Origin of the sequence: Actinomycetospora rhizophila (assembly GCF_042657905.1) — a bacterium.
Classification (GTDB): domain Bacteria; phylum Actinomycetota; class Actinomycetes; order Mycobacteriales; family Pseudonocardiaceae; genus Actinomycetospora; species Actinomycetospora rhizophila.
Genome location: NZ_JBHSKG010000002.1, coordinates 715,345 through 739,488, shown reverse-complemented (window position 1 = coordinate 739,488; position 24,144 = coordinate 715,345). Strand labels below are relative to the sequence as shown.

Here is a 24,144-nt window from a genome sequence, read left to right as displayed (position 1 = left end):
CGACGGCTACGGCGAGACGATCATGATGGACACCGACGACGACGGCGACTTCGACACCGCCGCCATCGACACCGACGCCGACGGCACCTACGAGACCGTCCGCACCGACGCCGACGGCTTCGCCTGATCCACCCCACGTGAGCGAACTTCGGGGCTATAGCCCCGAAGTTCGCTCACATCGGCATGTCCAGGGGCGGTCGACGGCCGGGGGTGATCGCCGGGTAGGTTCGCCCGGCCGAGCACGGTGGTTGAGACGCTCACGCCACCGGAGGAGCTGCCCCGTCGTGCGCCGTCGCGCCCGGGGTCGATTCCCCTGGAGTGAGTGCATGCCCCCGACCCCGCGCCCGTCGACCGCCGACCTCGGTCTCAACGCCGTCGCGGGCGTCCTGGGCCGGCTGGCGGAGGAACCGGCGGGCGGCACCCCGGACGCCGCGGACGAGCTCGCCCGGACCGCCGTGGAGCAGGCCCTCCCCGCGCTGCCGGACGTCGCCGGGCACGGCGTGACCCTGCTGCGCGACGGCGTACCGCGCTCGGTGCGCCACGACGCCGCGCGTTTCACCGCCCTCGAGGACGTGCAGTACGCCAGCGGTGTCGGCCCCGTGCCCCTGGCGCTGCGCGAGCACCGCACGGTCCACGTGGACGCCGCGGCCGGGCGCACCTGGCCGCCCTACTCGACGTGCGCCACCGAGCTCGGCGTCCGCTCGTGCCTGGTCGTGCCGCTGTCGGCCGGCGACGAGGTGCTCGGCAGCCTCAACCTCTACGCCACCGACGCGGCCGCCGACCTGCGCATCGTGCGCCCCGTCGCCCGCCTCGCCGCCGACCTCGCCTCCACCGCGCTCGCCGCCCTGGCCCGCCAGGCGGCGATGACCAAGCTGACCGAGGAGCTGCGCACCGCCCTGGAGTCGCGCGCGGTCATCGAGCAGGCGAAGGGCCTGCTCATGGCCCGCGGCAACAGCGACGCCGAGGCGTTCGCGCTGCTGCGCCGGCTGTCGCAGAACCACAACATCAAGCTGCGCGAGGTCGCGGCGCTCGTCGTCGACCTCGGCCACCCCGTGTGAGCGTGGCTAGGGCGCCGAGAACGCGAACCCCGGGTAGCCGTCGGCGGCCAGCTGGTCGCAGTGCGCCCGGTAGGCCCCGACGCCGCCGATGTAGGCCATGAACACCCGCGGCTTGCCCGGCACGTTGGAGCCCATGTACCAGGAGTTCGCCTGCGGGTAGAGCGTGTAGTCGCCGACCTCGCGGACGTGGTCGGTCCAGCCCTGCTCGGCCTCCTCGGTGGACTCGACCACCGTGTCGCCGCGCGCGTGGGCGTGCGCGACGGTGTCGGCGACGAAGTCCACGTGCTGCTCGATCGACACCATCATGTTCGACAGCACCGACGGGCTGCCCGGCCCGGTGATCGTGTAGAGGTTCGGGAAGCCGGCGACCTGCAGCCCGAGGTGGCTCACGGGGCCGTCGGCCCACTTGTCGGTCAGCGGCAGCCCCGCCCGCCCGCGGATGTCGACGGCGGCCAGGCTGCCCGTCATCGCGTCGAAGCCGGTGGCGAAGACGATGTCGTCCACGGCGTACTCCGCCTCCGACGTGCGCACGCCGCGCTCGGTGATCTCGGTCAGCGGGGTCTTCTTGAGGTCGACCAGGTGCACGGTCTCGCGGTTGAACGTCGCGTAGTAGCCGGTGTCGAGGCACGGCCGCTTGGTGCCGAAGGGGTGGTCGCGCGGGCAGAGCGTCTCGGCGGTCTCCGGGTCGTCGACGATCTCGCGGATCTTCTCGCGGACGAACTCGGCGGCGGTGTCGTTGGCCGCGCGGTCGGTGATGCTGTCGGTGTAGGAGGTCAGCATCCCGACGAGGTTGCGGCCCCAGACGCTCTCGTACTGGGCGCGGCGCTCCTCGGGGTCGACCTCGAGCGCGGACCGCGTCGCCTCGGGCACCGGGATGCCGAAGCCGGACTCGCGCGCGGCCTTCCGGTGCTCGCGATAGCCCTGCTTGCGCTGCGCCTGCGCCTCGTCGGAGAGCGGGGCGTTCCTGGCCGGCATGCTGAAGTTGGCCGTGCGCTGGAACACCGTGAGGTCGGCGGCCTGCTCGGCGATCAGCGGGATCGCCTGGATGCCCGACGAGCCGGTGCCGATCACCGCCACCCGGCGGCCGGTGAAGTCGACCGGCTCGTGCGGCCAGTGCGCGGTGTGGAACGTCCGGCCGGCGAAGCGCTCGACCCCGGGGACGTCGGGCCCCTTCGAGGTCGACAGGCAGCCGGTGGCCATCACCAGCTGCTCGGTGTCGTACCGGTCCCCCGCCTCCGTCGTGACCGTCCACCGCCCGTCGGCGTCCCGGAAGTGCGCCGACGCCACGCGCGTCCCCAGCCGCACGCCGTCGTGCAGGCCGAAGCGGTCGGCGACGTGGTGGATGTAGCGCAGGATCTCCGGCTGCGTCGGGTACTTCTCGGTCCAGTCCCACTCCTGCTCGAGCTCCGGGGAGAACGAGTACGAGTACTCCATGCTCTCCACGTCGCAGCGCGCGCCGGGATAGCGGTTCCAGAACCACGTGCCGCCGATGTCGCTGCCGGCCTCGAGGACGACGGTGTCCAGGCCGAGGCCGCGGAAGCGGTGGAGCATGTAGAGCCCGGACAGCCCCGCGCCGACGACGAGGGCGTCGACGCGGCGGACGGGAGTGGCGGTAGCGGTCACGGTCACCTCCGGTTTCTCAGGGCGACGATGCGAGGTGCTTCGCGATCTCGTCGACGACGAAGTCCATCCCCACAGCGGCGCCGGGCAGGGTGAGCAGGGTGAAGAAGCCGTGCATCTGGTCGGGCAGCAGCAGCGTCGAGACCGCGGTGCCGGCCTCGGACAGGCGCTCGGCGTAGGCCCGGCCCTCGTCGCGCAGCGGGTCGTGCTCGGCGAGCAGGACCGCGGCGGGCGGCAGGCCGCTGAGGTCCGCGGCGCGCAGGGGCGACGCGTCGGGCTCGCCGCGCAGCGCCGGGTCCGGGACGTAGTGCCCCCAGAACCAGATCATGGCGCCGCGGCTGACGATGAGCTGGTTGGCCGGGTCGGTGTAGGACGGCCGGTCGACGTTCGCGTCGGTGACGGGGTAGACGAGCACCTGACCGGCGAGCGCCGGGCCCCCGGCGTCGCGAGCGCGGCGGGCGACGACGGCGGCGAGGTTGCCGCCCGCGGAGTCACCGGCCACGATCACCGGCACACGGGCGCCGGCCAGGGTCTCGACCTGCTCGTCGACCCAACGCAGCGCGGCCCACGCGTCCTCGACCGCGGCCGGGTAGCGGTGCGCGGGCGCGAGCCGGTAGTCGACGAGCACCACGACGCACCCGGTGCGCACGGCGAGCGTGCGACCGAGCGTCTCGAACTCGTCGAGCGCGCCGATCACCCAGCCGCCGCCGTGGTAGTAGACGACGACGCCGCGCGGCGTGCCCTCCGGGACGATCACCCGCACCGGCACGGGGGCGTCCGCCGGCTCGACGACGAGCTCGACGTCCGGCCCCGGCCCGTACATCTCGGCCAGCGCCGGCCCCAGGCCGCGGGCCTGCTCCGGGGTCATGTCGCTGATCGGCGGGAGGCCGCTCTCCCCGAGCTGCGTCAGCAGCGCCGTGCTCGCCTCGTCGAGAGCCATGGGCCTCCGCTCCTCGCTACCAAACGACCGGTAGTCTAGGCGCGGGTGGTGCCGATCACAACGGTGCGCACCGGTCCGGTCGCGGAGCGCTCACTTCCCCGTCGCGCCGGCGTCGACGGGCAGGGTCACGCCCGTGACGTAGCGGGACTCGTCGGAGGCGAGCCACAGCACGGCGTTGCTGACGTCGGTGGCGTCGACCCACGGCACCGGCAGCGCGTTGACCGACCGGAACACCGGCTCGGCCTGCTCGGAGGTCGGGTGCTCCTCGCCCGGCACCATGAGCCGGTAGGTGGCCTCGTTGCGGATCATGTCGGTGTCGACGCCGGTGGGGTGCACCGAGTTCACGCGGATGCGGTGGCGGGCCAGCTCGTTGGCCAGCACCCGCATCACCCCGACGACGCCGTGCTTGGCCGCGGCGTAGGCGACGGTGTTCGGCACGCCCTTGAGCCCGGCGGTCGAGCTGGTGAGGATCACCGACCCGCCCTCGCCCCGGTCGATCATCGGCGGGACGGCCGCGCGCACGGTGCGGAAGACGCCGGTCAGGTTGATGGCGAGGGTCTCGTCCCACAGCGCGTCGTCGGTCTCCAGCGCCGGCGCGGTCGCGAAGATGCCCGCGTTCGCGCAGACGATGTCGAGGCGCCCCAGGGTGCCGACGGCGTCGTCGACGACCTTCGCCATCCCGCCGGTGTCGCGCACGTCGACGACGTGCGCGATCGCGCGCCGGCCCGCCGCGCGCACCTCGTCGGCGACGCGGTCCAGGTCGTCCTCGCCCGGCATGGGGATCGGCGCGGTGGGGATCGGGGCGCAGGCGTCGACGAGCACGACGTCGGCACCCTCCTGCGCGAGCCGCAGCGCGTGCGACCGGCCCTGGCCGCGCGCGGCCCCGGTGATCAGGGCGACCTTGCCCTCGACGCGTCCCATCCGGACCTCCCTGGTGTGTCGGAGCTGTCGTCAGAACCGCGCGGTGCCCGTCACCGCGTCGCGGCCGTCGGCGTGGCGCAGCGCGAACCGGCCGTCGTCGCCCGCGACGGGGGTGACGACGTCGCCGGCCACGACCGTCGCGCGGAAGCGGGCCTCGAACGCGGTGAGCGTCGCGCCGGGGTGCCGCGCGGTGACGTGGGTCAGCGCGTAGGCGAGGTTGGCCGGTCCCTGGTTGACGCACGCGCGCCCGAGGCCGACCGCCGCGGCGGCGTCCGGGTCGAGGTGGATCGGGTTCGGGTCGCGCAGCAGCAGCGCCAGCAGCTTCATCTCGTCGGCGCGGACGGTGAACGGCGGGCCAGGGTGCTCGGGGCAGTCCGGGGCGTCCGTCGATGACTGCTCCGTCGGCGGCGCCTCCGTGAGCCCCGGACGCGGCAGCAGGAAGCCGTAGGTCGCGGTGAGCACCGGGGCGCCGTCGCGGCGCAGGTCGAGCACCATCTCGACCTCGTCGACCACGCCGAGCACGCGGCCCCGCCGGCGCCGGACGCTCGTGATGCCGCCGCGGACCTCGTGCTCGACGTCGAGCACCAGGGGCGCCGCGATCCGTGCCCCGAACCGCCCCAGCAGCGGGCCGTCCTCCAGCGGGCACCCGAGGCCCGCGAACAGCTCCGCCAGGGAGCACCCCATCCCCCGCTGCGGCGCGAGGAACGCCCAGATCGGGTGCGGCTCCTCGCTGCGCGGGGCGCGCACGGCGTCGTCCATCAGCAGGCTCTCGTAGCCCTCGACGCAGCAGGTGCCGCCGGGCAGGCGGCGGCCGGCGAGGTCCTCGGGCGCCGGGGCGACCGTCACGCGCCCACCCGCGGCGCCTCGGTGACGCCGGCGGCCGCGAGCTCCTCGGCGATCCGGCCGCGCAGCTCGACCTTGCGGATCTTCGTGCCGGACATCGGCCACGCGTCGACGAAGCGCACGTAGCGCGGCACCCGGAAGCTCGCGATGCGCCCGACGCAGTGCGCGATGAGCTCCTCGGCGGTCGCGGTGGCACCCGGCGCGAGCTGGACGAACGCGGCGGGCACCTCGACGTAGCGGGCGTCGGGCGCCGCGACGACCGCGACCACGCCGACCGCGGGGTGGGTCAGCAGGTGGTTCTCGATCTCCGCGGCGGACACGTTCTCGCCGCCGACCTTGAGCATGTCCTTGAGGCGCGTGCGGAAGGTGACTCGGCCCTCGATGTCGACGGTCACGACGTCGCCGGTGTGCACCCAACGCTGCGCGTCGATCGTCGCGGCGGTGGCGTCGGGGTCGCGGAAGTAGCCGTCGAACGCCGTCGGCCCGCGGAACAGCAGCTCGCCGGGGGTGTCGGGCGGCAGGTCGGCGCCGGTCTCCGGGTCGACCACGCGCACGTGCATGCCCGGCATGGGGTGCCCGCCGGTGGTCAGGCGCGCCTCGAGCGGGTCGTCGAGGCGGCCCAGGGCCAGGAACGCCGACGACTCGGTCATCGCCACGCACGAGACGTGGGTCGCCTGCGGGACGCGCTCGGCCATCGTCCGCAGCCGCTCGGGCACGCCGACGGCCATGACGAGACGGATCCGGTGCAGGTCGCGGCCGGGGAAGTCGGGGCGGTCGAGCACCGGCATCCAGATCGTCTCGAACGCCGCGAGCGCGACCGTGACCCGCTCGCTCTCGAGCAGCGCCGGCGTGGTCGTCGGGTCGAAGAAGCCGGGGTGGACGAAGGCGGCGCGCGCCGTCAGTGCCGCGAGCGCGAACGTGATCCCGCCGCCGTGGAAGAGCGGGATCGCGGTCCAGATGCGGTCGTCGGGGGTGAGCGCCATCCGCTCGGCGATCCCGGCCGCGAGCCGCACCAGCGCCTCGTGCGAGAGCAGCGCGCCCTTCGGCGCCGCGGTGGTGCCCGACGTGTAGACGAGCACGGCGGCGTCGCGGACGCGGGTGCCGGCCTGGGCGTCGGCGACCGGGCCGGTGCCGTGGTCGCCGAGCTCGGACAGCGTCACCAGGGCCCGCAGCTCCGGGGCCGGTCCGGCGTCGAGCGCCGCGCGGGCGAGGGCGTCGAGGTCGGGCGCGCCGGGCGTGCTCGGCGGCGCGGTGACGAGGAGCGCGGCACCGGAGTGCACGACGACGTGACGGACCTCGTCGGGCCGGTAGCGGGCGTTGACGGGCACCGCGACCGCCCCGACGCGCGTCACCGCGAGCAGCAGCGCGACGAGGTCGGCCGAGGCGGGCAGGAGCAGCGCGACCCGGTCGCCGGGGCTCACCCCGAGGGCGAGCAGCGCGGCGGCGTGGCGCACCGACCGGTCGGCGAGCGCGCCGACGGAGAGCCGCTCGCCGTCGGCGAAGACGAGCGCCTCGGCGTCCGGATCGAGGGCGGCGGACTCGTCGACGAGCTCGTGCAGGGTCGTGACGCGGGGTCTCATCGCGTCGTCCCCGCCGGCACGCCGTCGTGCGCCACCGGCAGCGAGGTCTGCGCCCGGGACGCGATCGTCGGCAGGTACTCGGGGTCGCCCGCGACGCGCAGGCCGGGCAGCCGGCGCAGCAGCGTGCCGACGGCGATGCGGGTCTCGATGCGCGCGAGCTGGGCGCCGATGCAGGCGTGGATCCCGCGCCCGAACGCGATGTGGGTGGCGCGCTCGCGGGCGAGGTCGACGGCGTCCGGGTCGGTGAAGCGCTCGGGGTCGCGGTTGGCGCCGCAGAGCAGCAGGTAGACGCGCTCGCCACGGCGGATGGTGCGCCCGCGCAGCTCGTGGTCCTCGACCACCCAGCGCACCAGCACCTTGATCGGTCCGACGAGGCGCAGCGCCTCCTCGACCGCCGGGTTGACCAGCGCCGGGTCGTCGCGCACGCGGTCGCGCAGGGCGGGGTCGGCGGTGAGCAGGCGGATCGCGTTGGCGATCGCGTTGGTGGTCGTCTCGTGCCCGGCGAACAGCAGCAGCGCGCACATGCCGACGAGCTCGTCGTCGCTGAGGCCGTCCTCCTCCGCTCCGTCCCCGATCATCGCCGAGAGCATGTCGTCGCCCGGCTCGCGGCGACGGAGCGCGACCAGCTCGCGGAAGTACGCCGCCATCTCCTCGAGCCCGCGCAGGGCCCGCTCGTGACGGTCGGGGCGCGCGTCGCCGCCGGCGCCGAACGCGACGAGGGCGAGCTCGTCGGACCACTCCCGGAACCGGTCGCGGTCGCCCGGCGGCGCCCCGAGCATCTCGGCGATGACGATGGCGGGCAGCGGGTAGGCGACGCCCGCGACGAGGTCGGTGCCGTCCGCCGCCAGGAACGCGTCGACCAGCTCGTCGACGAGGGCCTGGATGCGCTCCTCCATGGCCGCGATCTGCTGCTGCTTGAACGCCGCCCCGGCCAGGCGGCGCAGGCGGGTGTGGGCGGGCGGGTCGGTGACCACCATCCACTCGCTGATGAGGCCGAGGATGCGCGCGGTGGCGCCACCCGAGCGCTGCATCAGCGGCCGCACGCGGTCCGACGACAGCGCCGGGTTGCGGAACGCGGCGACGACGTCGTCGAACCGCGTCACCAGCCACGCCCGGTGGGTCGGGCTCCAGTGCACGGGATCGTGCGCGCGCAGCACGGCCGCGGCCGCGTCGGGGTCGCGCACGGCCTCGGGGGCCAGGAGGTCGTCGGGAAGCTCCACGGGTCACGCACCTCCGACGGGGACGGGAGCGGCGAGCCCGGGCCGCAGGACGTCGGTGACCAGCTCGAGGTGGCGGTCGACGACGTCGGCGGGCAGGCCGCCGAGATCGGCGAAGCAGAAGACGTCGGTGACGGGGAACGTCCCGGCCAGCGGCGCCAGCTGCGCCCGGATCGCCGCCACCGCGTCGCCGGCGGTGAGCACGCGGAGCTTCGGGAACGTGGCGTCGCCCGTGGTGGCGGCCGCGTCATCGTTGCCGGAGTACGACGCCCGGTTGCGGCGGGCCGCGGCGCGGACCTCGGACTTCGCGGCGTCCGGGTCGTCGGCGAGCAGCACGTTGACCAGGCCGCCGAGACGGCCGCCCGCCCGGTCGCCCAGCCCCTCGGCGTAGGGCTCCACCAGCGCGGGGTCGAGCCACAGCAGCCCGGCCCCGACGCGCCCGGCCAGCCGCGCGCCCCGCGGGCCGCGCGCGCCGACCCACGTCGGCAGCGGGTCCTGCACCGGCGCCGGCGTGACCGTGCCGTCGGCCCACAGCTCGGGCAGGCGGCGCAGCTGGTCCTCGAGGGTCGCGTAGCGGGCGCGGTGGTCGGCGCCGACGCGCGCGAACTCCGCCGCGCTCCAGCCCGCACCGACGCCGAGCTCGAGCCGCCCGCCCGAGATCAGGTCGACGACCGCGGCCTGCTCGGCGAGCGTCGCGGCCGGGAGCATCGGCCCGATCACCACCGCGGTGCCGACGCGCAGGGTGCGGGTGCACGCGGCGATCGCCGCCGTCGCGGTCAGGGGCGCGGGCAGGTAGCCGTCGGCGAACCCGTGGTGCTCGGTGACCCACACGGCCTCGAGGCCGCGGCGCTCGGCGTCGGCGACCCGGTCGAGGGTGCGTGCGTAGACGTCGGCGCCGCGCGTGCCCGGCGGGATGCGCAGGTCGAGGTAGAGGCCGACGCGTGTCACGAGAGCGCCTTCGCGAGCCCCAGGCGGTCGCGGACGACCTGCCCGGCGACCACCCGCCCGTCCGCGACGGTCACGAGCGCCGCGGCGTGCAGCGTGGCCGGGGCCCCGCGGTGCCCGTCGAGCCCCGGCAGCCCCCCGCGGAAGGCGCCGCGCACGGTGACGTGCAGCGCCGCCCGGTCGCCGGCGGAGAACAGGTCGTCGACGACGACCTCGTCGGCCTCGACGAGCCCTGAGCGGTCCCGGCCGTCGTCGAGCACGACGTCGGCGACCGCCGGCGCCCCCTGCTCGGCCCAGGCGGCGGCGACCTTCTCCACGGCGGCGTCGGGCTCGCGTGCCGGCGTGTCCCAGGGCGCGAGCGCGGGCGAGGGGACGGTGTCGGGCACCCCGTCGGCGAGCTGGCGGCGGCGGGCCAGGTAGTCCTGCTCGACGCGGTTGGCGGTCAGGCGCGTGCCGTTCCACGCGTAGAGCCCGAGGCCGCGCCAGGCCGCGAGCGCGCCCCCGTGGCGCACCGACGCGCCGTGCTCGGTGAACAGCAGCGCCAGGCGCTCGCCGGTGGTGACGACGTCGTGCACGGTGAGCCCGAGGCCGGGGAACTGCTCGAGCTGGCGGCGTGTCGCGGGCTTGTAGGCCTCGTCGCGGCCGGCGAGGGCGTGCGGGCCCATGCGCAGGACGTAGTCGGGCTCCATGATCTCGTCGCAGACGGCGAGGTCGTGGGAGTTGGTGTAGTCGACGACGTAGCGGCGCATCAGCGCGACGAAGGGGTCACCCATGCTCAGTGCCCCTCGAACCGCGGCGGGCGCTTCTCGGTGAAGGCCGCGATGCCCTCGGCGGTGTCGGCGGTCTCCTGCAGCATGGTCACCGCCTCGAGCGAGTAGCCCGTCTCGCCGCGGTCGACGCCGCGGTTGATCATCGTCTTGCCGACGCGGACGGCCAGCGGCGCCGCCCGGGCGATGCGCTCGCCCACGGCGACGGCCTCCTCGAGCAGGGCGTCGTGGGGCACGACCTTCTGCACCAGCCCGACGCGCTCGGCGGTCGCGGCGTCGAGCCGCTCGCCGCCGAGCACCATCCACTTCGTCCAGTGCCGGCCCATCACCGCGGGCCCGCGCAGCACGCCGAAGCCCGGGACGAGGCCGATCCCGCTCTCGGGCATCGCGAACGCCGCGCGCTCGGAGGCGAGCACCAGGTCGCACGCCAGCGCCAGCTCGCAACCGCCGCCGAACGCGTAGCCGTTGACCGCGGCGATCACCGGCAGCGGCGACTCCTCGATCGCCGCGAACGTGCGCAGGCAGTCGGCCTGGAACGCGCGCTTGGCCGCGGTGCCCTCCAGCTCGCCGAACCCGGCGATGTCGCCGCCCGCGGAGAACGCCTTGTCCCCGGCGCCGGTGAGCACCACCGCGCGCGTCGTGCCGGACGCCTCGAGGCGGGCCAGCGCGTCGCGCATCTGCGGCCAGAAGGCCACGGTGAGCGCGTTGAGCTTCTCGGGCCGGTCGAGGTGGATCACCGCGACCGGGCCGTCGTCCTTGACGGTGATCTCGGTGTACTCGCTCACGTGCCCCCCTGGTGGCCGGTGCGGCGCGGCCGCTCGCCCCACGCGATCTCGATGCTGGTGGCGACGACGTGCCGGGTCGCCGCGGGGGCGATGACGTCGTCGAGCGAGAGGTGCGCGGCGGCCTCCCACGGCTCGGACTCGGCGACCCACTCGGCGGTCAGCTCGGCCGCGCGCGCGTCGCGGGCCTCCGGGCCGTCCTCCTCGAGCAGCCGGTCCAGCGCGCGGCGGTGGACGGTGCGGATGCCGGTCTCGGGTGCCATGAACCCCATCTCGGCGGTCGGCCAGGCGTAGAGGAAGTCCGGCCGGGTCGGGCGCCCGCCCATGGCGAAGTGGCCGCCGCCGTAGGCCTTGCGCAGCACCACGCCCACGCGCGGGACCGCGGCGCGGGCGATGCGCGAGACCGTGCGCTCGTAGGCGTGCAGGATGCCGGCGCGCTCGGCCTGGCTGCCGATCATCAGGCCGGGCACGTCGTGCAGGAACACCAGCGGGAGCCCGAAGGTGTCGCAGAGGTCGACGAAGTCGTGCTCCTTGGCCAGCGACTCGGGGTCGAGCGCGCCGGCGCGGACCAGCGGCTGGTTGGCGACGATCCCCACCGGGCGGCCCTCGATCCGCGCGAGCGCGCACAGCAGGCTCGGCCCCCACCCGTCGGCCCACGGCAGCACGGACTCGGCGTCGGCGACGGCGGGGAGCACCTCGCGCATGTCGTAGCCCGCGCGGGCGCCGGTGGGCACGACGTCGGCGAGGTCGGTGCGGGCGGGCGCGACGGGCTCGCTCACCGGGGCGGGCAGCGCGGCGTTGGACGGCAGGTAGGACAGGAACGCGCCGAGCGCGGCCAGGGCGTCGTGCTCGGTGTCGACCACGAGGTGCGCGTTCCCCGCGGCCGTCGCGGCCTCGGGGCCGCCGAGCTCGTCGTCGGTGAGGCGCTCGCCGATGGCGGGCTCGACCACCGACGGCCCGGACAGCGCGACCGACGAGCCGCGGGTCATCACCACGTAGTGCGCGGTGGCGGCGTGCAGCGCCGAGTCGCCGTAGCTCGGGCCGAGCACCGCGGCCGCGCGCGGCACGGCGGGCGAGCCGTCGGTGGCGCCGAGGAAGCTCGTGAAGTCGAGCGGCAGGCCGGAGAACCGCCAGCCCATGACGTCGGGCATGCGCCCGCCGTCGGCGTCGCAGAGCAGCACGAGCGGGAAGCCGCCGCGCTGCGCGTGCTCGATGAGCCGGCCCTGCTTGCGCATGCTGATCGGGGCGGTCGTGCCGGCCACGGCCGTCGCGTCGATGCCGATCACGCCGACCCGCCGGCCGTCGAGCGTGCCGAAGCCGGTGACCACCGCGTCGCCGGGCACCGGCTTCTCGCGCCGGATCTCCGGCTCGGCCAGCGCACCGATCTCGAACCAGGTGCCGGCGTCGACCAGCGCCCCGACCCGCTCGCGCACCGTCAGCCGGCCCGACGCGTGGTGCCGCGCGATCGCCTGCTCGCCGCCCATGGCCTCGGCGGCGGTTCGGCGGCGGTCGAGCTCGGCCTGGGCGGCGTCCATGCCCGCGCGTGAGGTGGACACGCCGTTCGCGCGCCCCCCGGCGTGCTCGACCGGCACGATGGCCTCCCGCGTGACGTGACGTGGCTCTCGTAGCGACGGTAATCTACCATCCGGCCGTTTGGTAGATGAGTCCTCTGGAGGTCCGGATGACCCGCACCGTCCTCGTCGCCAACCGGGGTGAGGTCGCCGTGCGGATCGTGCGCGCCTGCCGTGAGCTGGGCCTGCGCTCGGTCGCGATCCACACCGACCCGGACGCGGGGTCGCTGGTCACGCGGCTCGCCGACGCCGTGGTGCGGGTGCCCTCCTACCTCGACGTCGACGCCGTCGTCGCGGCCGCACGGGGCGCCTGGGCGGTGCACCCGGGCTACGGCCTGCTCGCCGAGGACGCCGGGTTCGCCCGCGCGGTGACCGGGGCCGGGCTGGCGTTCGTCGGTCCGCCGGCCGAGGTCGTGGCGGCGATGGGTGACAAGGTGCGGGCGCGGGCGCTCGCGCGCGACGCCGGGGTACCGGTGCTGGACGGGACCGACGCGCCCGTGTCCGCGGGACACGCCCGCGAGGCCGCCGCGCGCATCGGCTTCCCGCTGCTGGTCAAGGCCGCCCACGGCGGGGGCGGGCGGGGCATGCGCGTCGTCGCCGGCCCGGACGGGCTCGACGACGCCCTCGCCGCCGCGGAGCGCGAGGCGACCGCGGCGTTCGGGCGTGGCGAGGTGTTCCTCGAGCGCCACGTCGCCCGCGCGCGCCACGTCGAGGTGCAGGTCCTCGCCGACCACCACGGCGCGGTGGCCGTCCTCGGCGACCGCGACTGCACCGTGCAGCGCCGCCACCAGAAGCTGCTCGAGGAGGCCCCGGCGCCCGACCTGCCCGACACCGTGCGCGCCGAGCTGCACGAAGCGTCCCGGCGGCTCGCGGCGGCGGTCGGCTACCGGGGCGCGGGCACCGTCGAGTTCCTGCTCGACCGCGACACCGGCGCGCCGGCGTTCCTGGAGATGAACACGCGCCTGCAGGTGGAGCACGGGGTCACCGAGCTGGTCACCGGGGTGGACCTCGTGGTGGCGCAGCTGCGGCTGGCGGCCGGGGAGGCGCTGGCGGCCGTGGTCGGCGACGTCGCGGTGCGGGGCCACGCGATCCAGGCCCGCATCGCCGCCGAGGACCCGGGTGCGGGGTTCGTGCCCGCGCCGGGGCGGGTGCACGAGCTCCGGGCCCCGACCGGCCCGTGGGTGCGCGCCGACCTCGGCGTCGAGGCCGGCGACGCCGTGCCCGGCGAGTACGACTCCCTGCTCGGCAAGGTCCTGGCCTGGGGCCCGGACCGCGCGACGGCCGTGACCCGCCTCGCCGGCGCGCTCGACGACCTCGTCGTCGCGGGCGTGCCCACCACGGGGCCCTACCTGCGCACGGTGCTCGACCGCCCCGGGTACGCCGCGATGGCCCACGACACCGGGAGCGTCGAGCGCGACTGGGCGCCCGCTCCGACACCCGCGACGACCGCCCCTGCGACCGTGGCAACGCGCCGAGTCCGGCTCGCCACCGACCGCGGCACCCTGGCGCTGCGGGTCCCGCGGCACCGGGGCGAGGCCGTGGTCGAGGAGGCGGCGGCCTCGGCGGTCGCCGCCCCGACCACCGCCCCCGCGACCGGCGACCCCGTCGCCCCGATGGACGCCACGGTCGTCGACGTGGCCGTGAAGTCCGGCGACGACGTGGCCGCCGGCGCGGTGCTCGTCGTGCTCGAGGCGATGAAGATGGAGCTGCCCGTGCGGGCGCCGCACGCCGCCCGCGTCGACGCCGTGCACGTCGCGCCGGGCGACCGCGTCACGGCGGGCAGCGCGCTCGTCGTCCTGGCGTGACCGGCATGGTCCGGGCCACCGCGCCGGAGATCACGAGCACCTCATCGACGTCGCACGGCGCCGCACGGTGCACCCCGCGCCCCTGATCGCCGCGGGGCGAGGGACGCGGAACCCGGGACCGCCCTCCCCAAGATCACGAGCACCTCATCGACCTCGCACGGCAGCGCACGGTGCACCCCGTGCCCCCTGATCACCGGCGCGCCGGGCCGACCCGATCACCGCCCCGTGATCAACGGGGACTACGGACGCCTAGAAGCAGCGAACAGGGCGTTCGTTGCGACCCCTCACGCGCCGACCGCCGCACCCCGCGCGGCGAGGGCGTCGGCCGTCGCGACACCGTGCACGGCCATGGCCGCGAGTTGCACGCCGATCTCCTCGGGGGTCGAGGGGCCGTCGGGGCGGAACCAGCGGTACACCCAGTTCGTCGACCCGAGGATCGAGAGCCCGGCGACGCGGGGGTCGACGTCGGGGCGCGCGAGGCCTTCGCGCTGGGCCTCGGCGACGAGGTCGCGGAAGACGCCCTGGTAGGCGTGCCCGGTGCCGAGGATCTCCGCGCGGCGCGCCGTCGGCAGCGACTCGAGCTCGTGCAGGAACACCGCGGTCGGCACGAGGTTGCGGCACGCGTGCTCGACGTGGGCGCGGATGGTGCGCTCGAGGCGGTCGAGGGGGTCGCCCGGCCCGGCGGACGCGGACGACACGACCGCGAAGCCCTCGCGGTGGACCTCGCTGATCACCTCGAAGAGCAGGTCCTCCTTGGACTGGATGTAGTAGTACAGGCTGCCCTTGAGCATGCCGAGCCGGTCGGCGATGTCCTGCAGGGAGGCGCCGTCGTAGCCCTTCTCGTAGAACATCTGGGTGGCCACCTCGAGGAGCTGGGCCCAGCGTTCCTCCCGGGGCTTGCGCTCCCCGGCGGCGCGGCGCTCGCTGCGCCCCGCCGGGCGGCGGTCCTGTGCCATGTGCTGCTCCCGGTGCTCGCTCTCCGTGACCACCATACGGTCGGTAGGTGGACCCCGCGCAGCTCACCCCGCCGTCAGGTGACGACGCGACAGCCGCGGCGCCTCGGTGATCCCCCGCGACACGAGGTCGGCGGCGATCCGCTCGCGCAGCACGCCCTTCTGGACCTTGGTGCCCGACATCGGCCAGCTGTCGACGAACTCGACGTAGCGCGGTGCCTTGAACGTCGCGAGCGTCGCCAGGCAGTGGTCGACGAGTTCGCGACCGAGCTCCTCCCGGTCGGCGCCCCGGAACGCCGGCGCGAGCTCGACGTACGCCGCGGCGACCTCGCCGAGCCGCGCGTCCGGCGCGCCGACCACCGCCACCACCCCGACGGCCGGGTGCTCGGCGAGCCGGCCCTCCACCTCGGCGGCCGCGACGTTCTCGCCGCCGACCTTGAGCATGTCCTTGAGCCGGCTGACGAAGGTGTACCGGCCGGCGGCGTCGCGGCGCACCAGGTCGCCGGTGTGGAACCAGCCCTCGGCGTCGATCCGCTCGGCCGTGGTGTCCGGGTCGCCGTGGTAGTAGGCCATGCGGGACACCCCGCGGTGCAGGAACTCCCCGATCTCCCCCGGCCCGCACTCGCGGCCGGTCTCCGGGTCGCGCACCGTCGCCTCCATGTCCCGCAGCGGCACGCCGCTGGTGCCGGCGCGGGCCTCGGGCGGGTCGTCGACCGACCCCACGCAGCAGAACCCGGCCGCCTCGGTGCCCCCGAGGCACGAGATCTGGATCGACCCGGGCATCCGCGCCTGCATGGCCGCCATCCGCTCGGCCGGGCCGACGTTGATGACCGTGCGCAGGTCGGGCACGCGCGCCGGGTCGTACCCGGGGTGGTCGAGCACCGGCAGCCAGATCGTGTCGAACGCCGGGAACGCGACGCTCGCGCGCTCGTCGACCAGCTGACGCCACGCCGTGTCCGGCGTGAACGCCCCGACGTGGACGAGCGTGCAGCCCGCGGCGAGCGACCCCACGAGCAGGTCGATCCCGCCGCAGTGGTGCATCGGCAACGGCGTCCAGAAGCGGTCGTCGGGCGTGAGGCGCAGGCGCTCGACGAGGTTCTCGCCCAGCGCGGTGTACGCGCCGTGGGTGTGGACGCAGCCGCGCGGACGTGACGTGGTGCCCGACGTGTAGAGCAGGATCATCGGGTCGCCCGGCGCGACGTCCACGACCGGCGCCGCGGACGGCTCCCCCACGACCTCCGCGGGCGTGACCGCACCGGGCCCCGCGAGGTCGAGCAGCTCCGGCGACGCGACCACCACGGCCGGGTCGGCGTCGCCGCGCAGCCAGGCGGTCTCGTCCCGGGTGCCGCGCGGGTTGAGCGGCGTCGGGATCGCCCCGAGCATCGTCGCCGCGACGATCCCGACGACGACGTCGAGCCCGCCCGGCAGGACGAGCAGGACGCGGTCGCCGCGGCCCGCCCCGCGCGCGTGCAGCCCGGCGGCCCAGGCCCGCGCGGCGTCGCGCACGGCCGGCCACGACGCCCGCTCGTCGGGGAACGCGACCTCCCGCGTCGGCGACCGCGCCACCGCGTCGTCGAGCAGGTCGGGCAGGGTGCGCAGCACCCTCACGCCGACACCTCCTGGCCCGGCATCGTCACCGTGCCGCCGAGCGCCTCGACGAGCGTGACGGGGTCGAAGTACTCGGCGAACCACGCGATCGCCCCGCCGCGCACGCGGAACCGCGCGATGTAGGAGTTCCGGTAGGGCCGGTCGGTGGTCAGGATGCGGGCGTCGCTCGCGTACTGCGCGAGGACCGAGCCCGGGTCGTCGGCCAGCACGTCGAGCCGGTAGTCGTGGAAGCGCAGCGGCGTGATCATCGCCGGCAGCCCGGCGAAGAACGCGGTGACGTCGGCCTTGCCCTCGACCCGCCGCGGGAAGCCGGGCGGGGCGTAGGGCAGGTCCATGACGACGTCGTCGGCGAACGTGTCCGCCAGCGCCTCGAGGTCCAGCGCGCCGACCGCGTCGAGGTACGCGCGCACGACCTCCTCGGGATCCCTCACGCCTCGAACCCCTCCATCTGCGGGGTCGTCAGCGGCGTGATCACGCGGCTGGCGATCTTCCACCCGTCCGCCGTGCGCCGGTAGGTGTCGACGTTGAACGCCGCCGCGCGGATCGACGCCCCGCCCGTCGTCCGGCCCTCGGCGAGCACGTAGTTCGTGCCGTGCGCGTGGTCGTCGTCGTCGAACTCGACGACGTGGTTGGTCATGATGTGGAACTGCTCGGACATCGACCCGGCGTCGCGCTCGAAGAACGCGAGGACCTGCTCGCGGCCCTCGTAGCGCTCCAGGCCCACGCCCGTCGCGTCCCACACGGCGTCGTCGGTGTAGGCCGACAGCGCCTCCTTCGGGTCGAAGCGGTCCAGGCCCCGGGCGTAGAGGTGGGTGGCCTGGACGATCTCGGCGCGGTCGTCCGCGTTCGGCATGGTCGCCCCTCAGTCGTAGATGATCACGCCGCGCACGTTCTTGCCGTCGTGCATGTCGCGGAAGGCCTGGTTGATGTCGTCGAGCGCGTAGGTGCGCGTGATCAGCTCGTCGAGCTTGAGCTCGCCGCGCAGGTAGAGGTCGGCGAGCAGCGGGACGTCGGTGCGCGCGTTCGTCGTCCCGTAGAGCGAGCCCTGGATCCGCTTGCCCGAGAGCACGACGGTGAAGATGTCGAGCTTCACCTCGCGCTGCAGCGCCGGCGACACCCCGGTCAGGACGAGCACCCCGCCCCGCGTGACGAGCTGCTGGGCCTCCTCGAGCATGTCGCCCTCGACGACGCCGACGGTGAGGATCACCCGCTCCGCGCCCTGCCCGTTGGTCAGGCCGTCGACGACCTCGCGGGCCTCCGCCCAGTCCGATGCGCTGTGGGTGGCGCCGAACTCCATGGCCTTCTCGCGCTTGAAGGCGACCGGGTCCACCGCGACGATGTTGCGCGCACCCTTGAGCCGGGCGCCCTGCACGGCGTTCATGCCCACCCCGCCGGTGCCCACCACCACGACCGTGTCGCCGAGCTGGATCTCCGCGGCGTACACCGCCGAGCCCCAGCCGGTGGGCACGCCGCAGCCGATGAGCGCGGCCTTGTCCAGCGGCATGTCGTCGGGGATCTTCACGACCGCGTCGAGCGGCGCGCACACGTACGGGCTGAAGGTGCCGAGGTAGGACATGCAGCCGACGCCCTTACCGCGCGCGTGCACGCGGTGGGTGCCGTCGGGTGCGACGCCGGAGAGGACGCCCGCGGCCAGCTCGCAGAGGCTGCCCTTGCCCTTGACGCACATCGCGCAGCGCCCGCAGGACGGCAGGAACGACAGCACCACGTGGTCGCCGGGCTTCACGTACGTGACGCCGGGACCGACCTCCTCGACGACACCCGCTCCCTCGTGCCCGCCGAGCAGCGGGGCCCACGGCAGCGGGATGTCGCCGGTGTCGATGTGGTCGTCGGAGTGGCAGATGCCCGAGGCCGCGAGCTTGATCAGCGCCTCGTGCTCCTTGGGCGGGTCGATCTCGATGTCCTCGACGCTCCAGCCCGAGCGCGTACCGGGCTCCCAGAGCAGCGCACCTCGTGTCTTCATGATCGTCCTCCCGGGGTCACTTGATCGCGGCACCGGCGTCGACGGGCAGCGTCGCGCCGGTGATGTAGCGGGCCTCGTCGGAGAGCAGGAAGAGCACGGCGTTCGCGACGTCGACCGACTCGATCCACGGGATCTCGAGCGCGTTGAGCGAGGTGAACCCGGGGATCGCCTTCTCCTGCGTGGGTTCCGGGTCGCCGGGCGCGAACATGCCCCAGGTGCCCGGGTTCTGGATCATGTGCGTGTCGACGTTCGTCGGGTGCACGGTGTTGACGCGCACGCGGTAGGGCGCCAGCTCGTTGGCGAGGTTGCGCATGAGGCCGACGACCCCGTGCTTCGCCGACACGTAGTGCCCGACCTGCTGGATGCCCTTGAACCCGCCGATGGAGCTGGTGAACACCATCGCCCCGCCGCCGGCCTCGATCAGCTGCGGGATCGCCGCCTTCGCGGTGTGCCAGACGCCGGTGAGGTTGACGTCGATCATGTCCTGCCACGTGGTCTCGTCGAGCTCCCACGCGCGGCCGTAGCTCGCGATGCCGGCGTTGGCGACGACGCCGTCGAGGCGCCCCAGCTCGGCGACGCCGTCGGCCACCGCGCCGTCGAGCGCCGCCTGGTCGCGCACGTCGGCGACGCGGGCGACGATGCGCCGGTCGTGCTTCTCGACCAGGGCAACGGTCTCGTCGAGGTCCTCGCGGGTCGCCGGCGGGTACTTGCCGACGACGGTGTCGATGCCGTCGCACAGGTCGACGGCGACGACGTCGGCGCCCTCCTGCGCGAGGCGCACCGCGTGGGCGCGGCCCTGTCCGCGGGCGGCCCCGGTGACGAGGACGACCTTGCCCTCCATGCGTCCGGTCACGGTGTGCTCCTGATCTACACGGAGCGCCCCTGCTCGCCCCAGTACGGGGCGCGCAGGTCGCGCTTGAGGATCTTGCCGGTGGGCGCCTTCGGCAGGGCGTCGACGAACTCCACCGAGCGCGGCTTCTGGTACGACGCGAGGTGCGCGCGGGCGGTCTCGACGATGTCGGCCTCGGAGGCGGTGGTGTCGGGCTTGAGCACGACGAACGCCTTGACGCTCTCGCCCCACACCTCGTCGGGCACGCCGATCACCGCGCACTCGAGCACCGCCGGGTGGTGGTTGACGGCCTCCTCGACCTGCACCGAGTAGATGTTCTCGCCGCCCGAGATGATCATGTCCTTGGCGCGGTCGACGATGAACACGTAGCGGTCGGCGTCCCAGGTGGCGAGGTCGCCGGTCCACATCCAGCCGTCGCGCAGGGTGTCGGCGGTGAGGTCGGGCCGGTTCCAGTAGCCCGCCATGTTGGCCTCGGAGCGCACGACGATCTGGCCGACGGTGCTGCCGTCGGTCGGCACCGGGTTGCCGTCGACGTCGACGATCCGCACCGACGTCACGAACCCCTCGCGCCCGCACGACTGCAGCCGTTCGGGGTGCACCCCGTTGACCGCGGCGTGGTGGTCCTCCTGGGAGAGGAAGCACATCGTGGTGCCCTCGGTCTGCCCGTAGCCCTGGATGAGCGTGCACGGGAAGGCCTGCAGCGCGTTCTTCACCACGGCCGAGGGCATCGGCCCGCCGCCGTACTGGATGTTGCGCAGGCTGGCGATGTCGTACCGGTCGAAGCCGGGGACCGCCATCATCCAGTTGAGCATCGTCGTGATGCCGAGGAAGGCCGAGACGCGCTCCGCCTCGATGATCTCCAGCGACCGCGTGGCCTCGAAGTTCATCAGCACCAGCGGGCAGCCGTGGCGCATGTAGTTCATCGAGAGCACGACCGGGATGTGGTACATCTGCCCGGTCAGCATGTAGACGTCGGTCGGGACGATGCGCTCGGCGACGGTCTGGTTGAGCATCCCGAACGACGCGCTGCGGTGGGTGTGCAGCGCGCCCTTGGACGCCCCGGTCGTGCCGCCCGTGTAGAGGATGAAGAACGGGTCGTCGTCGCCGACGCTCGCGCTGTCGGCCGGCTCGGCGTCCGACGCGGCGGCCAGCAGGTCCTCGTAGCTGCCGTCGCCGCCCGGCCCGTACGAGAGCCAGTGCTCGACGTCGACCAGCCCGCCGAGCTCGCGCCCGACCTCGGCCCACTCCCCCGCGACGACGATCGCCCGCGGGCCGCCGTCGGCGACGATCCGGGCGAGCTCGCCGGCCCCGAGACGCCAGTTCAGCGGCTGCACGACCAGCCCCGCGCGCCCGGCGGCGTAGTAGATCTCCTGGAACTCGGTCGAGTTCTTCGCCAGCACCGCCACGCGGTCGCTGCGCTGCAGCGCGAGCCCGTCGGGGCGCGGGCCGCGCAGCCCGTTGGCCAGCCGGCGCACGCGCTCGTCCAGCTCGGCCCAGCTCGTGCGGCGCTCGGTGGTGGTGTCGACGACGGCGTCCCCGCGCGGGGTCAGGGCCGCCCACTTCTCGGGGATGCGACCGATGTTGACCATCAGTACGGCAGGTCCAGGTAGACGTACCGGTCGGCGATCAGCCAGGTGCCGTCGCGGTGGACGAGCTGGTCGCGGTACCAGCCGCTGGAGAGCACCGTCACCGTGCCGTTCTCGATGGAGAGCAGCGTGAGGTTGGTGGTCGCGACCGCCTCGTCGTCGCTCTCCTTCTCGAACCAGAGGTTGGAGAGGTTGTGGCGGCGCTGGTCGGTCTGGGCGGCCATCGAGTCCGCGTGCAGCTTGCGGATGGCCTCGCGCCCCTCGAACGGCCCGATCAGCTGACCGTCGCGGCCGATGCGCAGGCTCATGCGGGCGTCGGCGGTGAAGCAGGACGCGATGAGGTCGGGGTCGGCCTCGTCGTAGCCCCAGGAGGCCTTGCCGAGGAGGTTCTCGATGTGGGGGCGAACGGGCACGGGAGGTCCTCCTAGCGGGGGGTGAACTCGAGGAGCAGGCGGCCGGGGGCGCGCGTGAACACCCCGGTCTCCGGCGGCGCCTCGCCGCCGGCGAAGCGGATGTCGGCCATGGCGTCGAGGAGGTCGTTCATGCCGACCTCGATCTCGAACAGCGAGAGCAGGGCGCCGACGCAGAAGTGCCGGCCCAGGCAGAACGCGAGGTGGTCGGCGGCGGCGGAGAAGGCGCGCGAGTGGTCGAGGTCGGCGCGCAGGACGTCGAAGACGTCGGGCCGGTCGAACCGCCGGTCGTCGCGGTTGGCGGCGCCGATGAGGCAGGTGACCGTGCGCCCGGCCTCGACGACCCCGCCCGAGAGCGTCACGTCCTCGGAGGGCTGCCGCATGATCATGTGGACCGGCGGCGACCAGCGCAGCGTCTCGGCGAACGCCGCCGGGATCAGGGAGCGGTCCCGCCGGACCGCCTCGAGCTGCTCGGGGTGGGCGACCAGGTCGGCCATCAGGCTGGTGATCGCCTTGTCGGTGGTCTCGCCGCCCGCGGTGAGCAGCAGGCTGCAGAACGCCTTGATCTCCTCGTCGGTCATCGACTCGCCGTCGATCTCGGCGGCGCACAGCGTGGAGAGCAGGTCGTCGCCCGGGTTCTCGCGGCGCTCCCGGATGCGCGGGATCATGTAGTCCTCGAACTCGGCCTTGGTGCGCAGGCCCTCCGCGGCCACGGCCTCGTCGCCGGCGAGGTTCCCGAGGAACCCCATGATCGACGTGTACCAGCCGTGGAAGCGGTCGTGGTCGGTGCGCGGCAGCCCGAGCATGTCGACGATGACGTTGATCGGGAACCGCGTCGCGTAGGCGTCGACGAGGTCGACGTGGCCGTCGGCGCGGAACGCGTCGACCAGCTCGCGCGAGTTGCGCCGGATCGTCGGCCCGAAGTGCTCCTGCAGCTCCTTGCCGCGGAACGCGGGGGCGACGAGCGAGCGGTGCGTGGAGTGCTCGCGGCCCTCCATCTGCAGGATCGTGCGCCCGTGCACCGGCTCGAGCTGCCAGGCGTAGTTCTCGCTCGTGAAGACCGGGTCCTTGAACGCCCGCTGCACGTCCTCGTAGCGACTGATCACGTACGTCTGCATGCCCTCGTGCCACACGAGCGGGAACTCGTCGCGGAGCAGCCGGTAGGCGCTGTAGGGATCGCGCGCGAACTCCGGCGAGAGGATGTCCGGCGGTTCGAGTGTGGCCGTCATGGGTCCCCCGACCTGCGAAGACGTCGTTGGCGGCGCACCTACCGATCGTTTGGTACGCAGGGGGAGACTAGCATCACACCCGGTCGGGTCAAGGGCGTCGGCGGCGGTCTCGGGTCCGTCTCGCGGGCTCGGTCCGGGCGGTCCGACGCGACCCGGGGCCCGGCTCGCCGTGCGGGTCGGCGTCCGGGCGCTCCGGTGATCACGAGTACGTGGTGCACGTCCGGCGGGCTACCGGGGTGGACGAGGTGCCCCTGATCTCCGGGACCGGAGGGCGCCCGAGGTGGACGTCGGCGTGGCGGGAGATCACGAGCACTGGGTGCACCGCGGGTGGCCCGGCGAGGTCGATCAAGTGCTCGTGATCTCCAGGATCGAGTCCGGGGGAACCGTGAGCGGGGCGCCGGCCTCCAACCAGGTATGGACCTCACGAAACCCTTCCGCGGCAGCGCCGCCGTCCGCGCCGGCGCGACCACGTGGCGCCGGCTCGACGGGCCCGGCTTCGACCGCCTCGACCACGACACCTACGTCGCCGCCGGCACGGTGCTGGACCTGCGCGGACGCGCCACCGCCGCCGCCCTCGCCGTCCCGGACGCGGTGGTGGGCGGCTATGCGGCCGCGACGATCCTGGGCGCCGACTGCGCGCCGCGGGAGGCGGTCATCGATCTCGTCGTCGGTCGCCGACGGGTGCGCCCCCGCGACGGCGTGCTCATCCACCAGGACGTCCTCGGCGACGAGGAGGTCTGGTTCCACGAGGGCGTCTCGGTGACCTCGCCGCTGCGCACGGCGTACGACCTCGCCCGCGCGCTCGACCACGACGACGCCGTGGTGGCCGTCGACGCCCTCGCGCACGCGCACCGTCTCGACGTCGGCGCGCTGCTCACCTACCCGGCGGGCCGGGACAACCCGCGCTGGAGCCTGCGGGTTCCCCGCGTGGTCGCGGACGCCGACGCCCGTGCCGAGTCCCCGCCGGAGACCCGGGCGCGGCTCCTCATGCGCCGTGGCGGCCTGACGCCCGTCCCGCAGCTGCCGGTGTACGACGAGGTGGGCGTGTTCGTCGGCCGCCTGGACTTCGCGTGGGAGGACCTCAGGCTCGGCGCCGAGTACCAGGGCGACCACCACCGCACCGACCGCGACCAGTGGCTGCGGGACGTCTCCCGTGTCGCCGAGTTCGCCGCGTGCGGGTGGACGATCCTGCCGATCACGTCCCGCGACGTGTACCGGCACCAGGCGGAGTTCGTGCGCCGGATGCACGGTGCCGTCGACGCCCGCCGCCGCGAGCTCGCCACCCGGGCCGCGTGATCACGAGCGCGTCAGCCACCTGGCGGGCGCTCTCGCCGCGCACCAGGTACTCGTGATCACCGGCGGCGACCGGGCGCGCCCCAGCGCACGCCGGCCCCCGGAGATCACGAGCACCTCAGGCACCTCACACGCAATCTCGGCGTGCACCAGGTACTCGTGATCACCGGCGGCGACCGAGCGCA

The 24,144-nt window shown here is 74.5% G+C and carries 22 protein-coding genes; 3 read left to right on the top strand and 19 right to left on the bottom strand.

Translation table 11 applies throughout. The features are described from left to right. Positions 1-326: 326 nt before the first annotated feature. Positions 327-1,058: a GAF and ANTAR domain-containing protein gene (locus ACFPK1_RS07420; protein ID WP_378020253.1), complete on the top strand. Its 732-nt coding sequence runs from the start codon at positions 327-329 to the stop codon at positions 1,056-1,058. Positions 1,059-1,064: 6 nt separating this feature from the next. Here ACFPK1_RS07420 and ACFPK1_RS07415 read toward each other — a convergent pair whose 3' ends face one another. The 10 genes from ACFPK1_RS07415 to ACFPK1_RS07370 all read right to left on the bottom strand — a co-directional run bounded on the left by ACFPK1_RS07415 (position 1,065) and on the right by ACFPK1_RS07370 (position 12,265). Then, entirely contained in the window at positions 1,065-2,681 is a 1,617-nt protein-coding gene (locus ACFPK1_RS07415; RefSeq protein WP_378020252.1) for a flavin-containing monooxygenase, read from the bottom strand. Between the two features lie 16 nt (positions 2,682-2,697). Then, entirely contained in the window at positions 2,698-3,618 is a 921-nt protein-coding gene (locus ACFPK1_RS07410; protein WP_378020251.1) for an alpha/beta hydrolase, read from the bottom strand. A gap of 90 nt (positions 3,619-3,708) precedes the next feature. Further along, positions 3,709-4,539, bottom strand: coding sequence for a mycofactocin-coupled SDR family oxidoreductase (locus ACFPK1_RS07405; protein ID WP_378020250.1), 831 nt, complete (start codon positions 4,537-4,539; stop codon positions 3,709-3,711). A 30-nt stretch (positions 4,540-4,569) separates the two neighbouring features. Next, positions 4,570-5,385 carry a MaoC family dehydratase gene (locus ACFPK1_RS07400; protein ID WP_378020249.1) on the bottom strand — a complete coding sequence of 272 codons (816 nt, stop codon included), beginning with the start codon at positions 5,383-5,385 and terminating at the stop codon, positions 4,570-4,572. Beyond that, positions 5,382-6,962, bottom strand: a complete 1,581-nt coding sequence (locus tag ACFPK1_RS07395; protein WP_378020248.1) for a class I adenylate-forming enzyme family protein — start codon at positions 6,960-6,962, stop codon at positions 5,382-5,384. Before ACFPK1_RS07395 ends, ACFPK1_RS07400 begins: the two co-directional genes overlap by 4 nt. Next, positions 6,959-8,182: a cytochrome P450 gene (locus ACFPK1_RS07390; protein WP_378020247.1), complete on the bottom strand. Its 1,224-nt coding sequence runs from the start codon at positions 8,180-8,182 to the stop codon at positions 6,959-6,961. The genes ACFPK1_RS07395 and ACFPK1_RS07390 overlap by 4 nt, the downstream gene beginning before the upstream one ends. A gap of 3 nt (positions 8,183-8,185) precedes the next feature. Continuing rightward, complete coding sequence (locus tag ACFPK1_RS07385; protein ID WP_378020246.1) at positions 8,186-9,127, bottom strand: LLM class flavin-dependent oxidoreductase; 942 nt, start codon at positions 9,125-9,127, stop codon at positions 8,186-8,188. Further along, positions 9,124-9,897, bottom strand: a complete 774-nt coding sequence (locus ACFPK1_RS07380) for an ester cyclase (protein WP_378020245.1) — start codon at positions 9,895-9,897, stop codon at positions 9,124-9,126. Before ACFPK1_RS07380 ends, ACFPK1_RS07385 begins: the two co-directional genes overlap by 4 nt. A 2-nt stretch (positions 9,898-9,899) precedes the next feature. Then, positions 9,900-10,676: an enoyl-CoA hydratase/isomerase family protein gene (locus ACFPK1_RS07375; protein WP_378020244.1), complete on the bottom strand. Its 777-nt coding sequence runs from the start codon at positions 10,674-10,676 to the stop codon at positions 9,900-9,902. Next, complete coding sequence (locus ACFPK1_RS07370) at positions 10,673-12,265, bottom strand: acyl-CoA carboxylase subunit beta (protein WP_378020243.1); 1,593 nt, start codon at positions 12,263-12,265, stop codon at positions 10,673-10,675. The genes ACFPK1_RS07375 and ACFPK1_RS07370 overlap by 4 nt, the downstream gene beginning before the upstream one ends. An 89-nt stretch (positions 12,266-12,354) precedes the next feature. Here ACFPK1_RS07370 and ACFPK1_RS07365 point away from each other — a divergent pair, with 89 nt between their 5' ends. Continuing rightward, positions 12,355-14,049: an acetyl/propionyl/methylcrotonyl-CoA carboxylase subunit alpha gene (locus ACFPK1_RS07365; RefSeq protein ID WP_378020242.1), complete on the top strand. Its 1,695-nt coding sequence runs from the start codon at positions 12,355-12,357 to the stop codon at positions 14,047-14,049. Positions 14,050-14,333: 284 nt separating this feature from the next. Here ACFPK1_RS07365 and ACFPK1_RS07360 read toward each other — a convergent pair whose 3' ends face one another. The 9 genes from ACFPK1_RS07360 to ACFPK1_RS07320 all read right to left on the bottom strand — a co-directional run bounded on the left by ACFPK1_RS07360 (position 14,334) and on the right by ACFPK1_RS07320 (position 22,666). Then, positions 14,334-15,005: a TetR/AcrR family transcriptional regulator gene (locus ACFPK1_RS07360; RefSeq protein ID WP_378020241.1), complete on the bottom strand. Its 672-nt coding sequence runs from the start codon at positions 15,003-15,005 to the stop codon at positions 14,334-14,336. Between the two features lie 63 nt (positions 15,006-15,068). After that, positions 15,069-16,610, bottom strand: coding sequence for a class I adenylate-forming enzyme family protein (locus ACFPK1_RS07355; RefSeq protein ID WP_378020240.1), 1,542 nt, complete (start codon positions 16,608-16,610; stop codon positions 15,069-15,071). Next, a complete protein-coding gene (locus tag ACFPK1_RS07350) occupies positions 16,607-17,041 on the bottom strand; it encodes a nuclear transport factor 2 family protein (protein WP_378020239.1) in 435 nt (144 codons plus the stop codon). The genes ACFPK1_RS07355 and ACFPK1_RS07350 overlap by 4 nt, the downstream gene beginning before the upstream one ends. Continuing rightward, a complete protein-coding gene (locus tag ACFPK1_RS07345; protein WP_378020238.1) occupies positions 17,038-17,463 on the bottom strand; it encodes a nuclear transport factor 2 family protein in 426 nt (141 codons plus the stop codon). Before ACFPK1_RS07345 ends, ACFPK1_RS07350 begins: the two co-directional genes overlap by 4 nt. 9 nt (positions 17,464-17,472) lie before the next feature. After that, the gene (locus ACFPK1_RS07340) at positions 17,473-18,591 is read right to left on the bottom strand and encodes an NDMA-dependent alcohol dehydrogenase (RefSeq protein ID WP_378020237.1); all 1,119 of its coding nucleotides are present in this window, start codon (positions 18,589-18,591) and stop codon (positions 17,473-17,475) included. A gap of 16 nt (positions 18,592-18,607) precedes the next feature. After that, the gene (locus ACFPK1_RS07335; protein ID WP_378020236.1) at positions 18,608-19,444 is read right to left on the bottom strand and encodes a mycofactocin-coupled SDR family oxidoreductase; all 837 of its coding nucleotides are present in this window, start codon (positions 19,442-19,444) and stop codon (positions 18,608-18,610) included. Between the two features lie 14 nt (positions 19,445-19,458). Continuing rightward, on the bottom strand, positions 19,459-21,030 hold the full coding sequence (locus tag ACFPK1_RS07330) for an AMP-binding protein (protein ID WP_378020235.1): 1,572 nt from the start codon (positions 21,028-21,030) through the stop codon (positions 19,459-19,461). Continuing rightward, a complete protein-coding gene (locus ACFPK1_RS07325; protein WP_378020234.1) occupies positions 21,030-21,440 on the bottom strand; it encodes a nuclear transport factor 2 family protein in 411 nt (136 codons plus the stop codon). The genes ACFPK1_RS07330 and ACFPK1_RS07325 overlap by 1 nt, the downstream gene beginning before the upstream one ends. Before the next feature lie 11 nt (positions 21,441-21,451). After that, the gene (locus ACFPK1_RS07320) at positions 21,452-22,666 is read right to left on the bottom strand and encodes a cytochrome P450 (protein ID WP_378020233.1); all 1,215 of its coding nucleotides are present in this window, start codon (positions 22,664-22,666) and stop codon (positions 21,452-21,454) included. Between the two features lie 414 nt (positions 22,667-23,080). Here ACFPK1_RS07320 and ACFPK1_RS07315 point away from each other — a divergent pair, with 414 nt between their 5' ends. Continuing rightward, entirely contained in the window at positions 23,081-23,962 is an 882-nt protein-coding gene (locus tag ACFPK1_RS07315) for an endonuclease domain-containing protein (RefSeq protein WP_378020232.1), read from the top strand. Positions 23,963-24,144 lie beyond the last annotated feature (182 nt).